Source organism: Streptosporangium sp. NBC_01639 (genome assembly GCF_045209755.1).
GTDB lineage: Bacteria > Actinomycetota > Actinomycetes > Streptosporangiales > Streptosporangiaceae > Streptosporangium.
Map to the genome: position 1 here is coordinate 4,411,841 of NZ_CP109272.1, position 13,791 is coordinate 4,425,631.

The 13,791-nt window shown below is 69.2% G+C and carries 15 protein-coding genes; 7 read left to right on the forward strand and 8 right to left on the reverse strand.

Translation table 11 applies throughout. From position 1 onward, the window contains the following. Window positions 1–25: 25 nt before the first annotated feature. A complete protein-coding gene (locus OHA77_RS20045) occupies window positions 26–634 on the reverse strand; it encodes a TetR/AcrR family transcriptional regulator C-terminal domain-containing protein (protein WP_326826782.1) in 609 nt (202 codons plus the stop codon). A 53-nt stretch (window positions 635–687) separates the two neighbouring features. Here OHA77_RS20045 and OHA77_RS20050 point away from each other — a divergent pair, with 53 nt between their 5' ends. Next, the gene (locus OHA77_RS20050) at window positions 688–1,488 is read left to right on the forward strand and encodes an alpha/beta fold hydrolase (RefSeq protein WP_406319614.1); all 801 of its coding nucleotides are present in this window, start codon (window positions 688–690) and stop codon (window positions 1,486–1,488) included. 113 nt (window positions 1,489–1,601) lie between these two features. Here the strand turns inward: OHA77_RS20050 and OHA77_RS20055 are convergent, their stop codons facing one another. The 3 genes from OHA77_RS20055 to OHA77_RS20065 form a co-directional block, all read right to left on the reverse strand. Further along, a complete protein-coding gene (locus OHA77_RS20055; protein ID WP_406319615.1) occupies window positions 1,602–2,768 on the reverse strand; it encodes a Gfo/Idh/MocA family protein in 1,167 nt (388 codons plus the stop codon). 30 nt (window positions 2,769–2,798) lie between these two features. Further along, window positions 2,799–3,005, reverse strand: a complete 207-nt coding sequence (locus OHA77_RS20060) for a hypothetical protein (protein WP_406319616.1) — start codon at window positions 3,003–3,005, stop codon at window positions 2,799–2,801. Between the two features lie 143 nt (window positions 3,006–3,148). Next, window positions 3,149–4,294 (reverse strand): ROK family protein, encoded by a 1,146-nt coding sequence (locus tag OHA77_RS20065; protein ID WP_406319617.1) that lies wholly within the window; start codon window positions 4,292–4,294, stop codon window positions 3,149–3,151. Between the two features lie 218 nt (window positions 4,295–4,512). Here OHA77_RS20065 and OHA77_RS20070 point away from each other — a divergent pair, with 218 nt between their 5' ends. From OHA77_RS20070 to OHA77_RS20080, 3 genes are read left to right on the forward strand one after another with little or no spacing between them, the layout of a single operon-like run. Then, complete coding sequence (locus OHA77_RS20070) at window positions 4,513–5,208, forward strand: TetR/AcrR family transcriptional regulator (protein ID WP_406319619.1); 696 nt, start codon at window positions 4,513–4,515, stop codon at window positions 5,206–5,208. Continuing rightward, window positions 5,201–6,124 (forward strand): ATP-binding cassette domain-containing protein, encoded by a 924-nt coding sequence (locus OHA77_RS20075; RefSeq protein WP_406319620.1) that lies wholly within the window; start codon window positions 5,201–5,203, stop codon window positions 6,122–6,124. The genes OHA77_RS20070 and OHA77_RS20075 overlap by 8 nt, the downstream gene beginning before the upstream one ends. Beyond that, the gene (locus OHA77_RS20080; RefSeq protein WP_406319622.1) at window positions 6,121–7,731 is read left to right on the forward strand and encodes an ABC transporter permease; all 1,611 of its coding nucleotides are present in this window, start codon (window positions 6,121–6,123) and stop codon (window positions 7,729–7,731) included. Before OHA77_RS20075 ends, OHA77_RS20080 begins: the two co-directional genes overlap by 4 nt. A 59-nt stretch (window positions 7,732–7,790) precedes the next feature. On the opposite strand, the gene OHA77_RS20085 is transcribed toward OHA77_RS20080, so the two are convergent. After that, window positions 7,791–7,994 (reverse strand): hypothetical protein, encoded by a 204-nt coding sequence (locus OHA77_RS20085; protein WP_406319624.1) that lies wholly within the window; start codon window positions 7,992–7,994, stop codon window positions 7,791–7,793. Window positions 7,995–8,184: 190 nt separating this feature from the next. Further along, entirely contained in the window at window positions 8,185–8,310 is a 126-nt protein-coding gene (locus OHA77_RS20090; RefSeq protein WP_406319625.1) for a hypothetical protein, read from the reverse strand. 14 nt (window positions 8,311–8,324) lie between these two features. On the opposite strand from OHA77_RS20090, the gene OHA77_RS20095 reads away from it, so the two are divergent. Then, entirely contained in the window at window positions 8,325–8,837 is a 513-nt protein-coding gene (locus tag OHA77_RS20095) for a SigE family RNA polymerase sigma factor (RefSeq protein WP_406319626.1), read from the forward strand. Continuing rightward, the gene (gene mltG, locus OHA77_RS20100; protein ID WP_406319627.1) at window positions 8,834–9,793 is read left to right on the forward strand and encodes an endolytic transglycosylase MltG; all 960 of its coding nucleotides are present in this window, start codon (window positions 8,834–8,836) and stop codon (window positions 9,791–9,793) included. Before OHA77_RS20095 ends, mltG begins: the two co-directional genes overlap by 4 nt. 199 nt (window positions 9,794–9,992) lie before the next feature. Here the strand turns inward: mltG and sigJ are convergent, their stop codons facing one another. Next, on the reverse strand, window positions 9,993–10,982 hold the full coding sequence (sigJ, locus tag OHA77_RS20105) for an RNA polymerase sigma factor SigJ (protein WP_406319629.1): 990 nt from the start codon (window positions 10,980–10,982) through the stop codon (window positions 9,993–9,995). 124 nt (window positions 10,983–11,106) lie between these two features. Between sigJ and OHA77_RS20110 the strand changes: the two genes are divergently transcribed. Then, window positions 11,107–12,441 carry an NAD(P)/FAD-dependent oxidoreductase gene (locus OHA77_RS20110; protein ID WP_406319630.1) on the forward strand — a complete coding sequence of 445 codons (1,335 nt, stop codon included), beginning with the start codon at window positions 11,107–11,109 and terminating at the stop codon, window positions 12,439–12,441. Window positions 12,442–12,585: 144 nt separating this feature from the next. Here the strand turns inward: OHA77_RS20110 and OHA77_RS20115 are convergent, their stop codons facing one another. Further along, complete coding sequence (locus OHA77_RS20115; RefSeq protein WP_406319631.1) at window positions 12,586–13,089, reverse strand: hypothetical protein; 504 nt, start codon at window positions 13,087–13,089, stop codon at window positions 12,586–12,588. Between the last annotated feature and the right edge of the window lie 702 nt (window positions 13,090–13,791).

A 13,791-nucleotide genomic window follows, 5' to 3' on the forward strand; every position in this document is an offset into this window, starting at 1 on the left:
GGGTACGGACGAGCGCTTCCCGCTTTCAGGCCAGTGCGGCGGCCGTACCGTTGATGATCGCGCGCAGGCCGTGCTCGAAGGCATCCGCGCCGAGCGGACTGCCGCCCGCGCGCAGGGCCGCCATCAGTGTCGGCGCCGGTTCCTCGACAGGCCGCCCGGTGGGGCGGGCGGCCTGTTCCTGCAGGACGAACCCGGTGATGTAGTGGGTGAGGGTGCTGATCGTGCGTACCGCGAGCACAGGGGTGAACCCGCAGCCGGTCATCGCGGCCAGCTCCGCCTCGAACATCCGCACCGTCTCCGGGCTCAGCGCCGTCGCGCCGGCCACGACGCGGGCACCGTCGCGATGGGCGAGCAGCGAGGCCCGGTAGGCGCGGGCCCGCCGGGCCAGCCACTCCTGCCAGTGCTCACCCGGCTTCGGCGGCCCCATCCCCGCGGCCTGCACGATCGCGTCAGCCATGCCGTCCAGCAGGTCCTGCTTGGTGCGGATATGCCAGTACAGCGCCGGTGACTGGACGCCGAGCTCGGCGGCGAGCCGGCGGACCGTCAGTCCGTCCAGACCGACCTCGTCCAGCAGCCGCAGCGCGGCGTCGGTCATCGTCTGCCGAGTCAGCCTGGCCCGTCCGCGGTCGTTCATCATTGTCACCTTAGCAGCGCTAAGTTACCCTTAGCATTGCTAAGGAGGTCGACATGCTCATCACCACGGCGCCCGACGGCACCGAGGTCCGCGCCACCGACGAGGGTCGGGGACCGGTCCTGCTGATCCTCCATCCCGGACTGGACGACGGCCGATCCTGGGACAAGGTGGCGGCCCAGCTGACGCCGCGTCACCGGGTCGTGCGCCTGCACCGCCGGCAGTACCGGCAGGACCTGCCCGGCCCCGCGACGATCCCGCAGGAGGTCGAGCACGTGGTCGCCGCCGCCCGGGAGATCGGTTCCCCGATCCTGCTCGTCGGCCACTCCTCCGGCGCGGTGGTCGCTCTGGAGTCCCTGCTCGCCGCCCCCGGGATGTTCACCGGTGCCGTCCTGTACGAGCCACCGGTCGTGATCGGCCCTCCGCTCGGCGGTCCCGGCGGCGAGGTCAACGTCCGTGCCCGGCAGGCCATCGCGGCCGGACGTCCCGGCAGGGCGCTCCGGATCTTCATCCGGGACACCGTAGGGCTCCCGGCCTGGATGGCCTTCCTGGCCGGCGTGTTCACCGCCCTCAGTCCGCGGTTGCGCCCGCTCGTCCCCCACCAGATCGACGACAACGAGGCGCTGGACCGGCTCGGCGTCCGGCTCGACGCCTATGCCGGAGTCGAGACACCGGTGCTGCTGCTCGGCGGCGACCGCAGCCCGGCCCACCTGGGCGAACGCCTCGACGCGCTGGCACGCGTGCTGCCCCGCGCCGAGCGGGTGGTGCTGCACGGTCAGGGACACAGCGCGCACGCGGCCGCACCCGCCGAGGTCGCCGCCGTCATCGAGTCCTTCGCCGCCAGGACCACCGGCTGACCGGACCCGGGCCACCGGCTGACCGGACCCAGGCCATCGGTCACCGGCGGCGGCCCGCCGCCTGGCCCGGCCGGGGAAAGCCGGGGAGGCCGGGTGACGAAGGCGCCGACGGATCACTGGCCGCCGTCGAAGTAGGCGACCAGTTCGGGGTCCAGCGGTGGCACGTCGTACGGCATGCCGCCGTCACGCAGCGACATCGTCGCCATGTACCCGGCGGCGACGCTCATCCGGGCCGCCACCGGAGAGGTGTCGGTGCCCCCGCCCTCGCGCACGAAGCGGATGAACTCCCCGATGATCCCGATGTCGGCGCCGCCGTGCGGGCCGGCCGCCGCGGGCACCTTGTAGGCGATGTCGCAGTCACCGCGGTAGCCGGTCGGCCCGGTGTTCCAGACCTTGACCGTGTCACCGGGGCCGTCACCGAAGTTCTCCAGCCGCCCCTCGGTCCCGATGACGGTGTAGTTGCGCACGTAGTCGGGACTGAAGTGGCACTGCTGGTAGGCGGCGATGACACCGTTGTCCAGACGCATGTTCATCACCGAGACGTCTTCGACGTCCACGATGTGGTGCAGGTTCCTGCGCTGGGTGGGCGGCCACTCGAACTCCTTGAGCCAGTTCTCCGGCCGCGGGGTGCCGGGCTCGCGGCGCGGCAGGTCGCCGTAGAGCATCAGGTCGCCGAGGGCGTTGACGCGCGTGGTGTAGCCGCCCGCCAGCCAGTGGATGACGTCGAGGTCGTGGGCGGCCTTCTGCAGCAGCAGGCCCGTGGTGCGGGTGCGGTCCGCGTGCCAGTCCTTGAAGTAGTAGTCGCCGCCGTAGGACACGAAGTGGCGCGCCCAGACGGTCTTCGGCTCGCCGATGACCCCCTTCCGGATGATGTCGCGCATGGTCCGGACCACGCCCATGTGCCGCATGTTGTGCCCGACGTAGAGCCGGGTCCCGGTCTCCTTCGCGGTGCGCAGGATGTTGTCGCAGCCCTCTACGGTGATGTGCAGCGGCTTCTCCAGGTACACGGCCTTGCCCGCCTGGAGACAGTCGATCGCGATGCGCTCGTGGGTGTCGTCGGGGGTCATGACGATGATCGCGTCGAGGTCGGCGCGGTCGAGCAGTTCGCGGTGGTCCTCGGTCAGGATCTCGGCGTCGAACCGCTCGGACTGGCGCTTGAGCACCGCCGGGTCGGAGTCGCACAGCGCGGCCACCACCGAACCCTTGCCCGGCCGGTGGGCCGAGAGCGCCAGGCTGGCCCGCAGGCCGAGGCCGATGACGCCGATACGCAGGTCTTCCACTTCTGTCCTTTCTCGGTGGTGCGGCGGGCGTCAGCCCCCGGCGATGGAGGCCTCGTACTCGGCCTTCATCGCGGCGCCGCCCTTGTCCATCCACTTCTCCGTGAAGTCCCGCCAACCGGAGAGCGGCTTACGGCCGGTGACGATGTCGGCCACCATGTCGGAGGCCATGGTGCTGAGCTCGCCGTACTTCTCCGTGTCGGAACACGTTCGCCTGGAGGCTAGCGCCCATTTATCCAAGCAACTAGATTAAATCCGACAGAAACGGACAATCGATGCGGTCCGGCGATCGGGCCGTGACCGAAGGGTTACCGCCCTCGGGCGGCGCTTACGCCTGCTCTGACCTGGTCAGACAGGAATACGGCCGGACGTTCCCCTAATACTCAATCCGGCATCGTAAACAGGAGCCGCTCGGCGTGGTCGAGCGCCAGCCGTACGGCGCCCAGGGTGATGCACTCGCCGCCGAGCCCCGATGCGACGACCTTCGGCGGGTACAGGCAGTATTCGTCCATTAGTTCCTGGATCGGGTCCACGAGCAGGTCACCGGCCGCCGAGAGGCTGCCGCCGACGACCACCATCTCCGGGTCGAGCGGGTTGACCACGGTGATCAGGCCGGCCGCCAGGGCCCGCCCGAACCTCCTGACCGCCAGCCGGGCCTTCTCGTCGCCCGCGCGCGCCCTGGAGATGGCGAACTCCGCACTCTGCCGGCTCCCGCGCAACTCGCCGGGCTCCACCGCCATCGCGTAGTCGGCCACGTAGCGGAAGGCCGACCAGTTGTCGTTGGGCTGGGAGCCGATCTCGCCCGCGGCGGCGTGGGCACCCCGGTGTGCCCGGCCGCCGATGAGCAGGCCCATGCCGATCCTGTCGCCGGTGAGCAGGTAGACCACGTCGTCGCAGCCGCGGGCGGCCCCACGCCAGTGCTCGGCCATGACCGCCAGGCGCATGTCGTTCTCGACGACCACCGGGACCGGGATGCGTGCGGACAGCTCGGCGTGCAGGTGCAGTCCCGTCCAGCCGGGCAGCATGATGCTCTTGACGACCCGGCCCTCGCCGTCGACCACGCCGGTCGTGCCCACACCCACGACGGCCAGGTCGGCGACGGTGAGCTCGGCGTCGGCGGCGACCAGCCGGACCAGCTCGGCGATGGCGGCCAGCCTCTCGGGCGCGGGGGTGTCGGCGGGGAGCGGCTGCCTGCGCACCGCCCTGACCTCTCCGCCCAGGTCGCAGGCCATGGCCTGGAGGTTGGCGCTGTCGATGTAGACGCCGGCCACGTGCGCGGAGGAGGCGCGGAACCGGAAACGCCGGGCGGGACGGCCGCGCTGGCGGTCGGCGTGCTCGTCCTCGGCGTACTCCTCGACCCAGCCGTCGGCCAGCAGATCCTCGACGACCCCCTCGGCTGTGGGTCTGGAGACTCCGGCGGCGGAGGCCAGCTCGGTCAGCGTGGCGACCTCGCGGCCGCGCAGGATGCGCAGGATCGCGGCGGAGTTGAGCCTCCGCAGGAGGGACGCGTCACCGCTCGCCTGTCTCATAATGATCGATCCTACTTTGACAAGGCTCTTTCGATAAAGCGCGAAGCACAACCGCCTCCGTGGGGAAGACGTCGACGGTCACCCCGCAAGGCCAGGCCACCGTTCGCGCGCCCTGGGTTAAAGCCGGTACGGCACCGCATTGAACGGCGACTACACAAGTGTGTAGTATTTTGAACTGAGAAGCAGTCAGCTATATGCGTAAGCAAGGGGAAACGAGCGTGACCACGACCGGACCCGACCCCGAGGACCTCACCGCCCGCGCCCGCATCAGGGACGCCGCGATGCTGCACTTCGCCGAGCAGGGGTTCGAGCGGGCCACGATCAGGGGCATCGCCGAGACCGCCGGTGTGTCGTCAGGGTTGGTGCGCCACCACTTCGGCTCCAAGCAGGGGCTGCGGGAGACGTGCGACGCGCACCTGGCCAAGATGATCCGCAAACTCAACGACGAGGTCCGGTCGGGTCAGGTGCCCGACCAGGCGAACCCCGTCGCCGCCGCCAACGCCATGATGGGCCCCTACCGGGGATACCTGGCCCGCGCGCTGGTGGAGGGATCGGCCGAGGCCGTCTTCGACCAGATGGTCGAGCTCAGCGAGGAGTGGCTCGCCGAAGCCGACGAGAAGCGTCCCGACGTCCCCGACGTCGACCGGAAGGCCAGGGCGACGGTGGGCACCGCGATGGCGCTGGCCATCGCGGTGCTGCACAAGCACGTGTCCAGGGGCCTGGGCGTCGACCTGTTCACCCCCGAGGGAGACCTGCTGCTCGCCAGGACCCTCATCGACGTCTATTCACATCCCATGCTCAGCGTCGAGGACGCCGCCGAGGCCAGAGCGGCTCTCAACAGGCTCCAGCCCGAGCCGCCCCCGACAGACCGCGGAGCCCGGTCCCGCCAACGCAAGGAGCAGCACCATGACTGACGCCATCTCGGTGGCCGGATTGGTCAAGACGTTCGGCGCCACCAGGGCGCTGGACGGTCTCGACCTCACCGTACGCACCGGAGAGGTGCACGGCTTCCTGGGGCCCAACGGCGCGGGGAAGAGCACCACGATCCGCGTCCTGCTGGGCCTGATGCGCGCCGACGAGGGCGTCGTTCGCCTGCTCGGCGGCGACCCGTGGGCCGACGCGACCGCGCTGCACCGCCGGCTGGCCTACGTGCCCGGCGACGTCACGCTGTGGCCGAACCTGTCGGGCGGTGAGGTGATCGACCTGCTCGGCCGGTTACGCGGCGGGCTCGACCGGCGCCGCCGCGCCGACCTGCTGGAGCGCTTCGACCTCGACCCCCGCAAGAAGGGGCGCGCCTACTCCAAGGGCAACCGGCAGAAGGTGGCCCTGGTCGCCGCCCTCGCCTCCGACGCGGAACTGCTCATCCTCGACGAACCGACCTCCGGCCTCGACCCGCTGATGGAGGAGGTCTTCCGCGAGACCATCCGGGAGGAGGTACGGCGAGGCGACCGGACGGTGCTGCTGTCCAGCCACATCCTCGCCGAGGTCGAGGCGCTGTGCGACAGGCTCACCATCATCCGCGACGGCCGGGCGGTCGAGACCGGCACGCTCTCCGACCTGCGGCACCTGACCCGCACCAGCGTCCAGGCCGAGCTGGACGGCCCGCCGTACGGGCTGGAGGACCTGCCGGGTGTGCACGACGTTCGCGTGGACGGTGACCGGGTCCGCTTCGACGTCGACTCCACCGCGCTCGGCGCGGTGCTGAGCAGGCTCTCCTCGATCGGTGTGCGCAGTCTCGTCAGCCGGCCGCCCACCCTGGAGGAGCTGTTCCTGCGGCACTACGACAGGACGGGCGCGGGCACCGGACGGCACGCGGAGGCGACCCGATGAACGCACCGACCGGCACCGGGCGGCTGGTCCGCTTCGCGCTGCGACGCGATCGCCGGCTGCTGCCGCTGTGGGTGCTCTTTCCCGCTCTGGTCCCGCCGACGTTCGTCGCCGCGTTCAACGGTGGGTATCCCACCGCGCAGGCACGTCAGGAGTACCTGGAGACGAGCCTCCACAACACCGCCTTCACCGTGACGTACGGCCCGCTGCACGGCTCCAGCCTTGGCGAACTCGTCAGCTGGCGGTCCGGGTTCATCCCCGTCATGGTCGCTCTCATCAGCCTTCTCACCGTCATCAGGCACACCAGGACGGAGGAGGAGGCGGGCCGCCGTGAGCTGATCGGCTCGACCGCGGTGTCCCGTCATGCGGACCTGGCCGCCGCCCTGGTCATGACCTGCACGGCCTGTCTCGTCCTCGGCGTGCTGTCGGCGCTGGTCCTGATCGGCCAGGGCCTGCCCGCGACGGGTTCGCTCGCCTACGGCTTCGAACTGGCCGTCGCCGGCTGGGTCTTCGCCGCGATCGGCGCGGTGGCCGCCCAGCTCGGCTCCAGCGCGGGGAGTGCCCGCGGCATCGCCGTCGTCGTCCTCGGCACCGCCTTCCTGCTGCGCGGCATCGGCGACGTCAGCGCGCTGTCCGGCGGCAGGTGGGGCTGGCTCTCCTGGCTGTCGCCGATCGGCTGGGCGCACCGGCTGCGGCCGTTCGAGGGCGAGCACTGGTGGATCGTCGCGCTCGCCGTCTGCGCGACCGTCGCACTCACCGCGGTGGCCGTCGCGCTGTCCGCCCGGCGGGACCTCGGCAACGGCCTGTTCGCCGCCAGGGTCGGCCCGGCCGTCGCACCGCCCGGCCTGCGCTCTCCCTTGGGCCTGGCATGGCGGCTGCATCGCGGATCGCTGATCAGCAGGACCGCGGGCTTCGCCGTGGTCGGTCTCGGACTCGGCGGCATCGCCGAGAGCATCGGCGAACTGATGAACAACAGCTCCCCCGCGGCCCGTGAGGTCCTCGCCCGGGTGGGCGGTCCCGGCACGGTCGTCGACCAGTATCTGGTGGGCATGATGACCATGTTCGCCGTGATCGCCGCCGGGTACGCGATCCAGGCGGCGCTGCGCCTCAGGGCGGAGGAGAGCGGTGGACGCGCCGAACCCCTGCTCGCCGCACCGGTCGACCGGCTGCGCTGGGCGGGCAGCCACCTCGTCTTCGCCCTGCTCGGCCCGACGCTCGGGCTGACCGCCTTCGGGACGGCCACCGGGCTCGCACACGGGCTCAACACCGGCGACCTCGGCCGCGACCTGCCCCGCGTCCTCGCCGCCGCGGTCGTCCAGCTACCCGCGGTGTGGCTGTTCGCCGGACTCGCGTTCGCACTGTTCGGGCTGCTGCCCCGCCTGGCGGCAGGCGCGTTCGCCATCCTCCTGGTGAGCCTGCTGCTCGGCTGGGTCGGCGGAGAGCTCGGGCTGAGCCAGTGGGTGCTCGACCTGTCGGTGTTCAACCACATCCCGCAGCTTCCCGGTGAGGAGCCGGCGGTGCTGCCGCTCGCCGTACTGACCGCGCTGACGGCGGCGCTCATCCTCCTCGGCCTGTACGGCCTGCGCCGCCGGGACATGCCGTCCGGTTGACGCCCCGTGCCAGGTCTTCGGCCTGCCTTCGATTGCCGCGGCACCCACCTGTGCGGCGGTCACTCAGCCGACCGACGTTGCCTTTTTCCGATCTTCCGCACCGACGACACCACGAAGGCCACGAGTCCCAGCACGACCACCACGAAGAGCAGGCCGATGGCCAGTGGCAGGCGACCGCCCAACACGTCCACCAGCCACGGCAGATCGAACAGCGCGGACATCCCGAAGACCACGCCGAACCCGACCAACACTAAGAACATCATGAGGGCGAATCCTTGAGCTGCTTCCCGCAGACGGCCCATCCGGCACCTTCCGTCGTTTGACCCGAATTCTCGCTGATAACCGGCAGGGGTGCATGACATCCGGCGAGCAGGTCCGTAGCGCGGAAGGAGAGGAGCGGAGAGGTAGGCGAGTTCACCGCACGGCTCAGGGCACGATCGTTGACGATGATCTTCACTGGGTCTCCAACCCATGAAGGAAGTCCAATGATGCGGGCCAGGGCATGCAGCCCTTGACGCAGATCAGTTCGGCCAGGCCGGCATAGATCGACGCCCTGTCCGCGTCCTTGCTTGGTGACATCGCGAGGAGGACGGGTGGATCCAGGATTTGAGGCGGACTTCCGGGAGTTCGTCATCGATCGGTCAGGGGCACTGTTCCGTACCGCGTACTTGCTGACCGGTGACCGGCACGCCGCTGAGGACTTGATGCAGTCGGCGTTGGCGAAGACAGCGGCGAAGTGGCGCGGCCTGCGCGACCCGGCGGCCATTGAGGGTTACGTCCGCCGTGTCATGTATCACGAGCAGGTGAGCTGGTGGCGGCGCCGTTCCCGCGCCGCGGAAGTGTCCACCGGATGGCTGCCCGACCAGATCGGCGACGGGCACGCCGAAATGGTGGATCTTCGCCTGGTGATGCGCGCGGCTCTTGCCCGGCTGACGCCCCGGCAGCGGACCATGCTCGTGCTGCGCTACTTCGAAGACCTGTCCGAGACCGAGATCGCGCGGCTGCTCGGTATCAGGGTGGGCTCCGTGCGGAGCCAGATTTACCGGTCGTTGGAGCGTCTGAAGAAGGCCGCACCTGAACTGAGCACCGTGAGGGAGTTCGGATGAACATCGAGGATCTGCTGCGCGAGACCCTTTCCGACATGGCCCGTGAGGAGCGACCACCCCCACCGGGCCGGTTCTTTCAGGCTCATGGGGGCCGATCCCGTCGGCGCAGCCTCACCCTGGCGGCGGCGGCCGCCGTAACCGTGATGGCGGTCGGATCCACGCTCGTGGTCCAGGGGCTGTCCTCGCGGGCGGTGGTCCCCAAGGACTTCACCGCGCAGGGCTCCGGCGAGACTCTTGCAGAGACCAAGCAGGGGCGGGTCACCCTGACCGTGAAAGAAGGACAGCGGCTCGCGCAGATCTTGAAGCAGTTGTCGACCGCCACCGGCAGACCGCTGGTGGAGTTCAAGCGGGCCGCCAAGGACGGCAGGGCGCTTGGCCTTCCGGCCTACGCCAAGGGCGCGCTGGAAGGATTCGCCTTCCCCGCGACCTATGAGGTCTCGCCCACGTCGAGCCCCGACGAACTCCTCACCGCGATGGTGACCCGCTTCAATCGCGCCGCCGAGGACAGCAACCTGGTGGACGGTGCCCGGCGTGTCGGTCGTACGCCACTGGAGATCATGACCATCGCCAGCATCGTCCAGGCCGAGTCGGCCGACAGGCGCGACATGCCCAAGGTCGCTCGGGTCCTCTACAACCGGCTGAACCACACGCCCGAGATGAAGCTGCAACTGGACAGCACGATCATGTACGGCCTGAACAAGTTCGACGTCAGTGCCTCGAACGAGGATCTCAGGAGCCGGTCGCGATACAACACCTATGCGCACCTCGGCCTGCCGCCCGGTCCCATCTGCAACCCGGGCGCCGACGCCATCGAGGCTGCCCTGAAGCCGGCCGCTGGGCCCTGGCTGTACTTCGTGACGACCGATCCGGAGAAGGGCGTCACGAAGTTCGCCACCTCCGAAGCCCAGTTCTTCAAGCTGGTCGAGGAGTTCAACAAGAACCGCAGGACCGGGTGATGGAGCGGAAGGACATGCTCCAGCGGCAGGCTGACATCGTGCCCTTTCCGGGCAGCGATGGAGAAGATCCCGGGCGTCTCCGATGTCGCTGTCTGGGGCGCTCGTTGAGCCTGCGATCACTACCTGTGTGTCGGTCATGGTCGACTCCACAATGCCTTCGTCCAGTCTCCGGTCCACCGCATCCGCAGCGGCAACCCTTTCAACGCTCCGGGCTTACCGCCCAGGACCGGAGCTTGCCGGGGTTGCGTACTCCCCAGATGTGCTTGACCCGGTCGCCCGCGACCTCGAATGCGTACACCGTCACGGTGACGCCGTCCTGCTGAGCGATCAGGCCGGGCTGACCGTTGACCGTACGCTCCAGGATCGTCAGGTCGCGCAGCCTGCCGGTGAGATTGACCAGTGAGCGCGCGATCTGCTCGGCGCCTTCGATCGGGTGGAGCACGGCACTGGCAAGGCCGCCGCTGTCGGCGATCACTGTGGCGTCGGGGTCGAGGAGGCCGATGAGGGCGTCGATGTCCTTGGCTTCCCAGGCCTGCTTGAAATCCCGGATGAGCCGGGCCTGCCGGGCTGCCGGGGTCGCGGGAGCCTGCGCGGCGCGGATGCGACGGCGAGCCGAGGAGGCCAGCTGGCGGCAGGCCGCCGGGGTACGGCCGACGATCTCGGCCACTTCGGTGAAGGAATACCGGAAGACGTCGTGCAGGATGAACGCGACGCGCTCGGCCGGGGTCATCGATTCGAGCACGACGAGGAAGGCCATGTTGACCGACTCGTCGAGGGTGACCCGGTCGGCCGGATCGACGGTGACGCCGTCCGACCGCCCGCTGATCCACTCCGTAGGCTCGGGAAGCGGCTCGGGGATCCATTCGCCGACATAGGTCTCGCGCCGGGCCCGTGCCGAGGAGAGCACGTTGAGGCAGATGCGGCTGGCGACCTTGGTCAACCAGGCGCCGGGGGATTCGATGGCGTCCTGCTGCTGCCGGGACATGGCGTACCAGCGGGCGTAGGTCTCTTGGACGACATCTTCGGCGTCGGCCAGGGAGCCGAGGAGCCGGTAGGCGAGATTGATCAGCTGGCGCCGCTCGCCCATGATCGCGGCCAGACCGGGATCGAGCCGGCCGCCTCCTGGCTCGGACTGGATGGTCATGATGTCGTCGGCCCCCTTGGTCGCATCTTCCTTCCAGTTCGACAAGACAGCGCAGTGAACTGTGAGGTTGGCGCATCGCCTCACGAATCACCTCACATTCCGAGGTGTTGCGTTGTCGGACCGGTGAGAAACATTCAGCACGCAGGAAGGCTCAGCGACCCCGGCCGGTATGCGACTCGCCGTCGAGAGCCACGTGTCGGAACACGTGGTCATCCCCGCGGCCGGCCACTTCGTGATGGAAGACCGATTCCACCAGGTCGCAGAGCCTCACATCCTCGCTGAGATCGAGAAGGGAAACCTCACCATGCCCACGCCCGGACACCACACATCCCACAAGGTCGTCGTCATCGGCGGCGGTTACGCCGGAACACTCGCGGCCAACCATCTGCGGATGCGCGCCGACGTCGACATCACTCTGGTCAATCCCCGCCCGGAGTTCGTCGAACGCATCCGGCTGCACCAGTTCGTGGCCCGTACCGGCGACGCCGCGATCGACTACGGCACGCTACTCGGCGAGGGCATCCACCTGGTCGTCGACAGCGCCACGCGCATCGACACCGCCGCCCGCACAGTGCGGCTGGCGTCGGGCCGCGCCCTGGACTACGACTACGTCATCTACGCGGTCGGCAGCACCGCGGCGATACCGTCATCGGTGCCCGGCGCGGCCGAGTTCGCGTTCGACATCGCCGAATTCGAGTCCGCGCAGCGGCTGCGCGCCAGACTGGAGGAGTTGCCCCTCGATGCTCCGGTCACCGTGGTCGGCGGCGGGTTGACCGGCATCGAGACGGCCGCTGAACTGGCCGAACAGGGACACACCGTCACCCTGGTGTGTGGCCGAACCCTGGCGCCCTCGCTGAGCGCGCCGGGTCGCCGATACGTCGCCAGGTGGCTGACCCGGCACGGTGTCGCCGTGATCGAGGCCAATGAGGTGACCGAGGTCCGGCCGGACAGGGTCGTCTTCACCGACGGTGCGGTGCATGCGAGCGCACTGACCATCTGGACGGCCGGTTTCGGTGTGCCGGAGTTGGCGGCTGCGAGCGGGCTGCGCACCGACACGCTCGGCCGGCTGCTCACCGACGAGACGCTGACCAGCGTCGACGACGACCGCATCGTCGCGGCCGGCGACGCCGCCGCCCCGTCGGGCCGGCCGCTGCGGATGAGCGGCTACGCCGCCGGGCCGCTCGGGGCGCAGGCCGCTAATACCGTGCTGAGCCACATCGCGGGGACCGAACCAGCGGTGATCGACCTGGCCTTCACCGGGGTGTGCGTCAGCCTCGGCCGGCGGGCCGGCATCCGACAGCTCGCCCGCAAGGACGACACTGCGGTGAACGTCTACATCGGCGGCCGCATGGGTGCGGCGATCAAGGAGGTGACCTGCAAGTTCGTAGTGTCGAAGCGGATCCGCCGGGAGGCCCGCAAGCCGGGTTCCATGGGCTGGCCCAAGGGCGGCCCGCGTCCCGCGCAGCCGACCTCCGCTGCGCGGGTGGTCGAGCTCGGCCAGTGATGAGTCAGCGGGTCGCCTTCATCGACGACAACCGTCCGATATTCGCAACGGATTTCAGGCGCGGAACACCAGGAGCGCAACGCATGGATTCCAGGCCCGGAACACCAGGAGCGCAACGCATGGATTGATCTCCGCGGGTCACGGTCACAGCCAGCAGTAGAGGAGCTGATCGTTGTCCTTCGCACTACGGGCAAGACCTACGAGTTCCTCAGCGACCGTCAACAGGTACTCGCTGTCAACGGAACCGTAGGTCGTGAACTCCTCGATCTCCGCCCATCGTCCGGCGATCTCGGGCAGCCGCGCGTCATCTATATCGGCGAGTGTGTCGCGTACGGCCGCCGGCAGCTCCTCGATGCCGGGACCTTCCAGATACGGCGAGTCCTCAGGCAGCGACTCCCACTCCTCCTCGCTCTGGGGAGCGCCTTCAGGCGGTGGGTAGACCGACACGCTCTGCGTCAGATCCACCGACCAGGGCACCCCTCTGATCAGGCCGACGAGCTTCCCGAGTCCGACTCCAGGATCGATGCCTTTGGCGTCCACCGCGTCGAACACCGGCTCGCCTGGCAGGTGCTCGGCGACGGCACGTCCGAGCTCTGGCCTGCTCGTCGCGGCATCGCGGTTCGCCGCCCGGTAGTAGTCATAGAGCATGCAAGCGCTCCTGCCGATCAGATGATTGGCATTTCCTGGCTGGAGTCACGTTAGAGAAGGCGGCGGGGGGATTCGCTGATCGTCACAGGGGCAGACCGTAGCGTCCGCGACCGACAAGACCCTGACGGTGGATCCCGTAGTAGCGGCACGGCAGCGCGACGTTGCCGGAGACCTCTTCGACGTGGCGGATGATTGCCAGGCGTCGCCTGGCCTCACGATCGAGCGGGGGTTCGGATACGACATAGCTGATCTCTGCAGTGGCCGGAGACCCGGGTGTCAACGATGATCGCCGGTGGCACACACCCCTTATGCGCCGACGCCAGGGAACGGCTGGCCTCGGCGCTCTGGAGAAAACTCTGAGCGTTGCAACCATCCGGGCTCCTATTCATCAGGCCATCCCTGCCAGGACCTTCTGTTTACGAGGTCCCCAAACGATGTCCAGGACCGTTTGGACCAGTTCGCCGCGCAGGTCGCGGCCGAGTCGCCTGTTCAGAGCAGTCCAGCTCGGTCCGGAGCCGTGCGGCCCGTTGGCTCCCGGAAATGGGCTTGCCGGCGCCCGTGTGAGCTGTCCATACTCCTCGTGGTGATCCGTTCGGGAAGCCCGCCCCCGCACCTGCTTGGTGAGCCGTACGGCAACGCGTCAGGGCGCTGGCGCGGCGACGGTGTCTTGGAACTCGGCGGATCACCCAACCTGCGGATTAA

What these genes read in the sequence shown, in the direction of transcription:
- OHA77_RS20045 (WP_326826782.1), bottom strand. Translation starts at nt 634, where the DNA reads ATGAACGACCGCGGACGGGCCAGGCTGACTCGGCAGACGATGACCGAC.
- OHA77_RS20050 (WP_406319614.1), top strand. Translation starts at nt 688, where the DNA reads ATGCTCATCACCACGGCGCCCGACGGCACCGAGGTCCGCGCCACCGAC.
- OHA77_RS20065 (WP_406319617.1), bottom strand. Translation starts at nt 4,294, where the DNA reads ATGAGACAGGCGAGCGGTGACGCGTCCCTCCTGCGGAGGCTCAACTCC.
- OHA77_RS20075 (WP_406319620.1), top strand. Translation starts at nt 5,201, where the DNA reads ATGACTGACGCCATCTCGGTGGCCGGATTGGTCAAGACGTTCGGCGCC.
- OHA77_RS20080 (WP_406319622.1), top strand. Translation starts at nt 6,121, where the DNA reads ATGAACGCACCGACCGGCACCGGGCGGCTGGTCCGCTTCGCGCTGCGA.
- OHA77_RS20085 (WP_406319624.1), bottom strand. Translation starts at nt 7,994, where the DNA reads ATGATGTTCTTAGTGTTGGTCGGGTTCGGCGTGGTCTTCGGGATGTCC.
- OHA77_RS20090 (WP_406319625.1), bottom strand. Translation starts at nt 8,310, where the DNA reads ATGTCACCAAGCAAGGACGCGGACAGGGCGTCGATCTATGCCGGCCTG.
- mltG (WP_406319627.1), top strand. Translation starts at nt 8,834, where the DNA reads ATGAACATCGAGGATCTGCTGCGCGAGACCCTTTCCGACATGGCCCGT.
- OHA77_RS20110 (WP_406319630.1), top strand. Translation starts at nt 11,107, where the DNA reads ATGCGACTCGCCGTCGAGAGCCACGTGTCGGAACACGTGGTCATCCCC.
- OHA77_RS20115 (WP_406319631.1), bottom strand. Translation starts at nt 13,089, where the DNA reads ATGCTCTATGACTACTACCGGGCGGCGAACCGCGATGCCGCGACGAGC.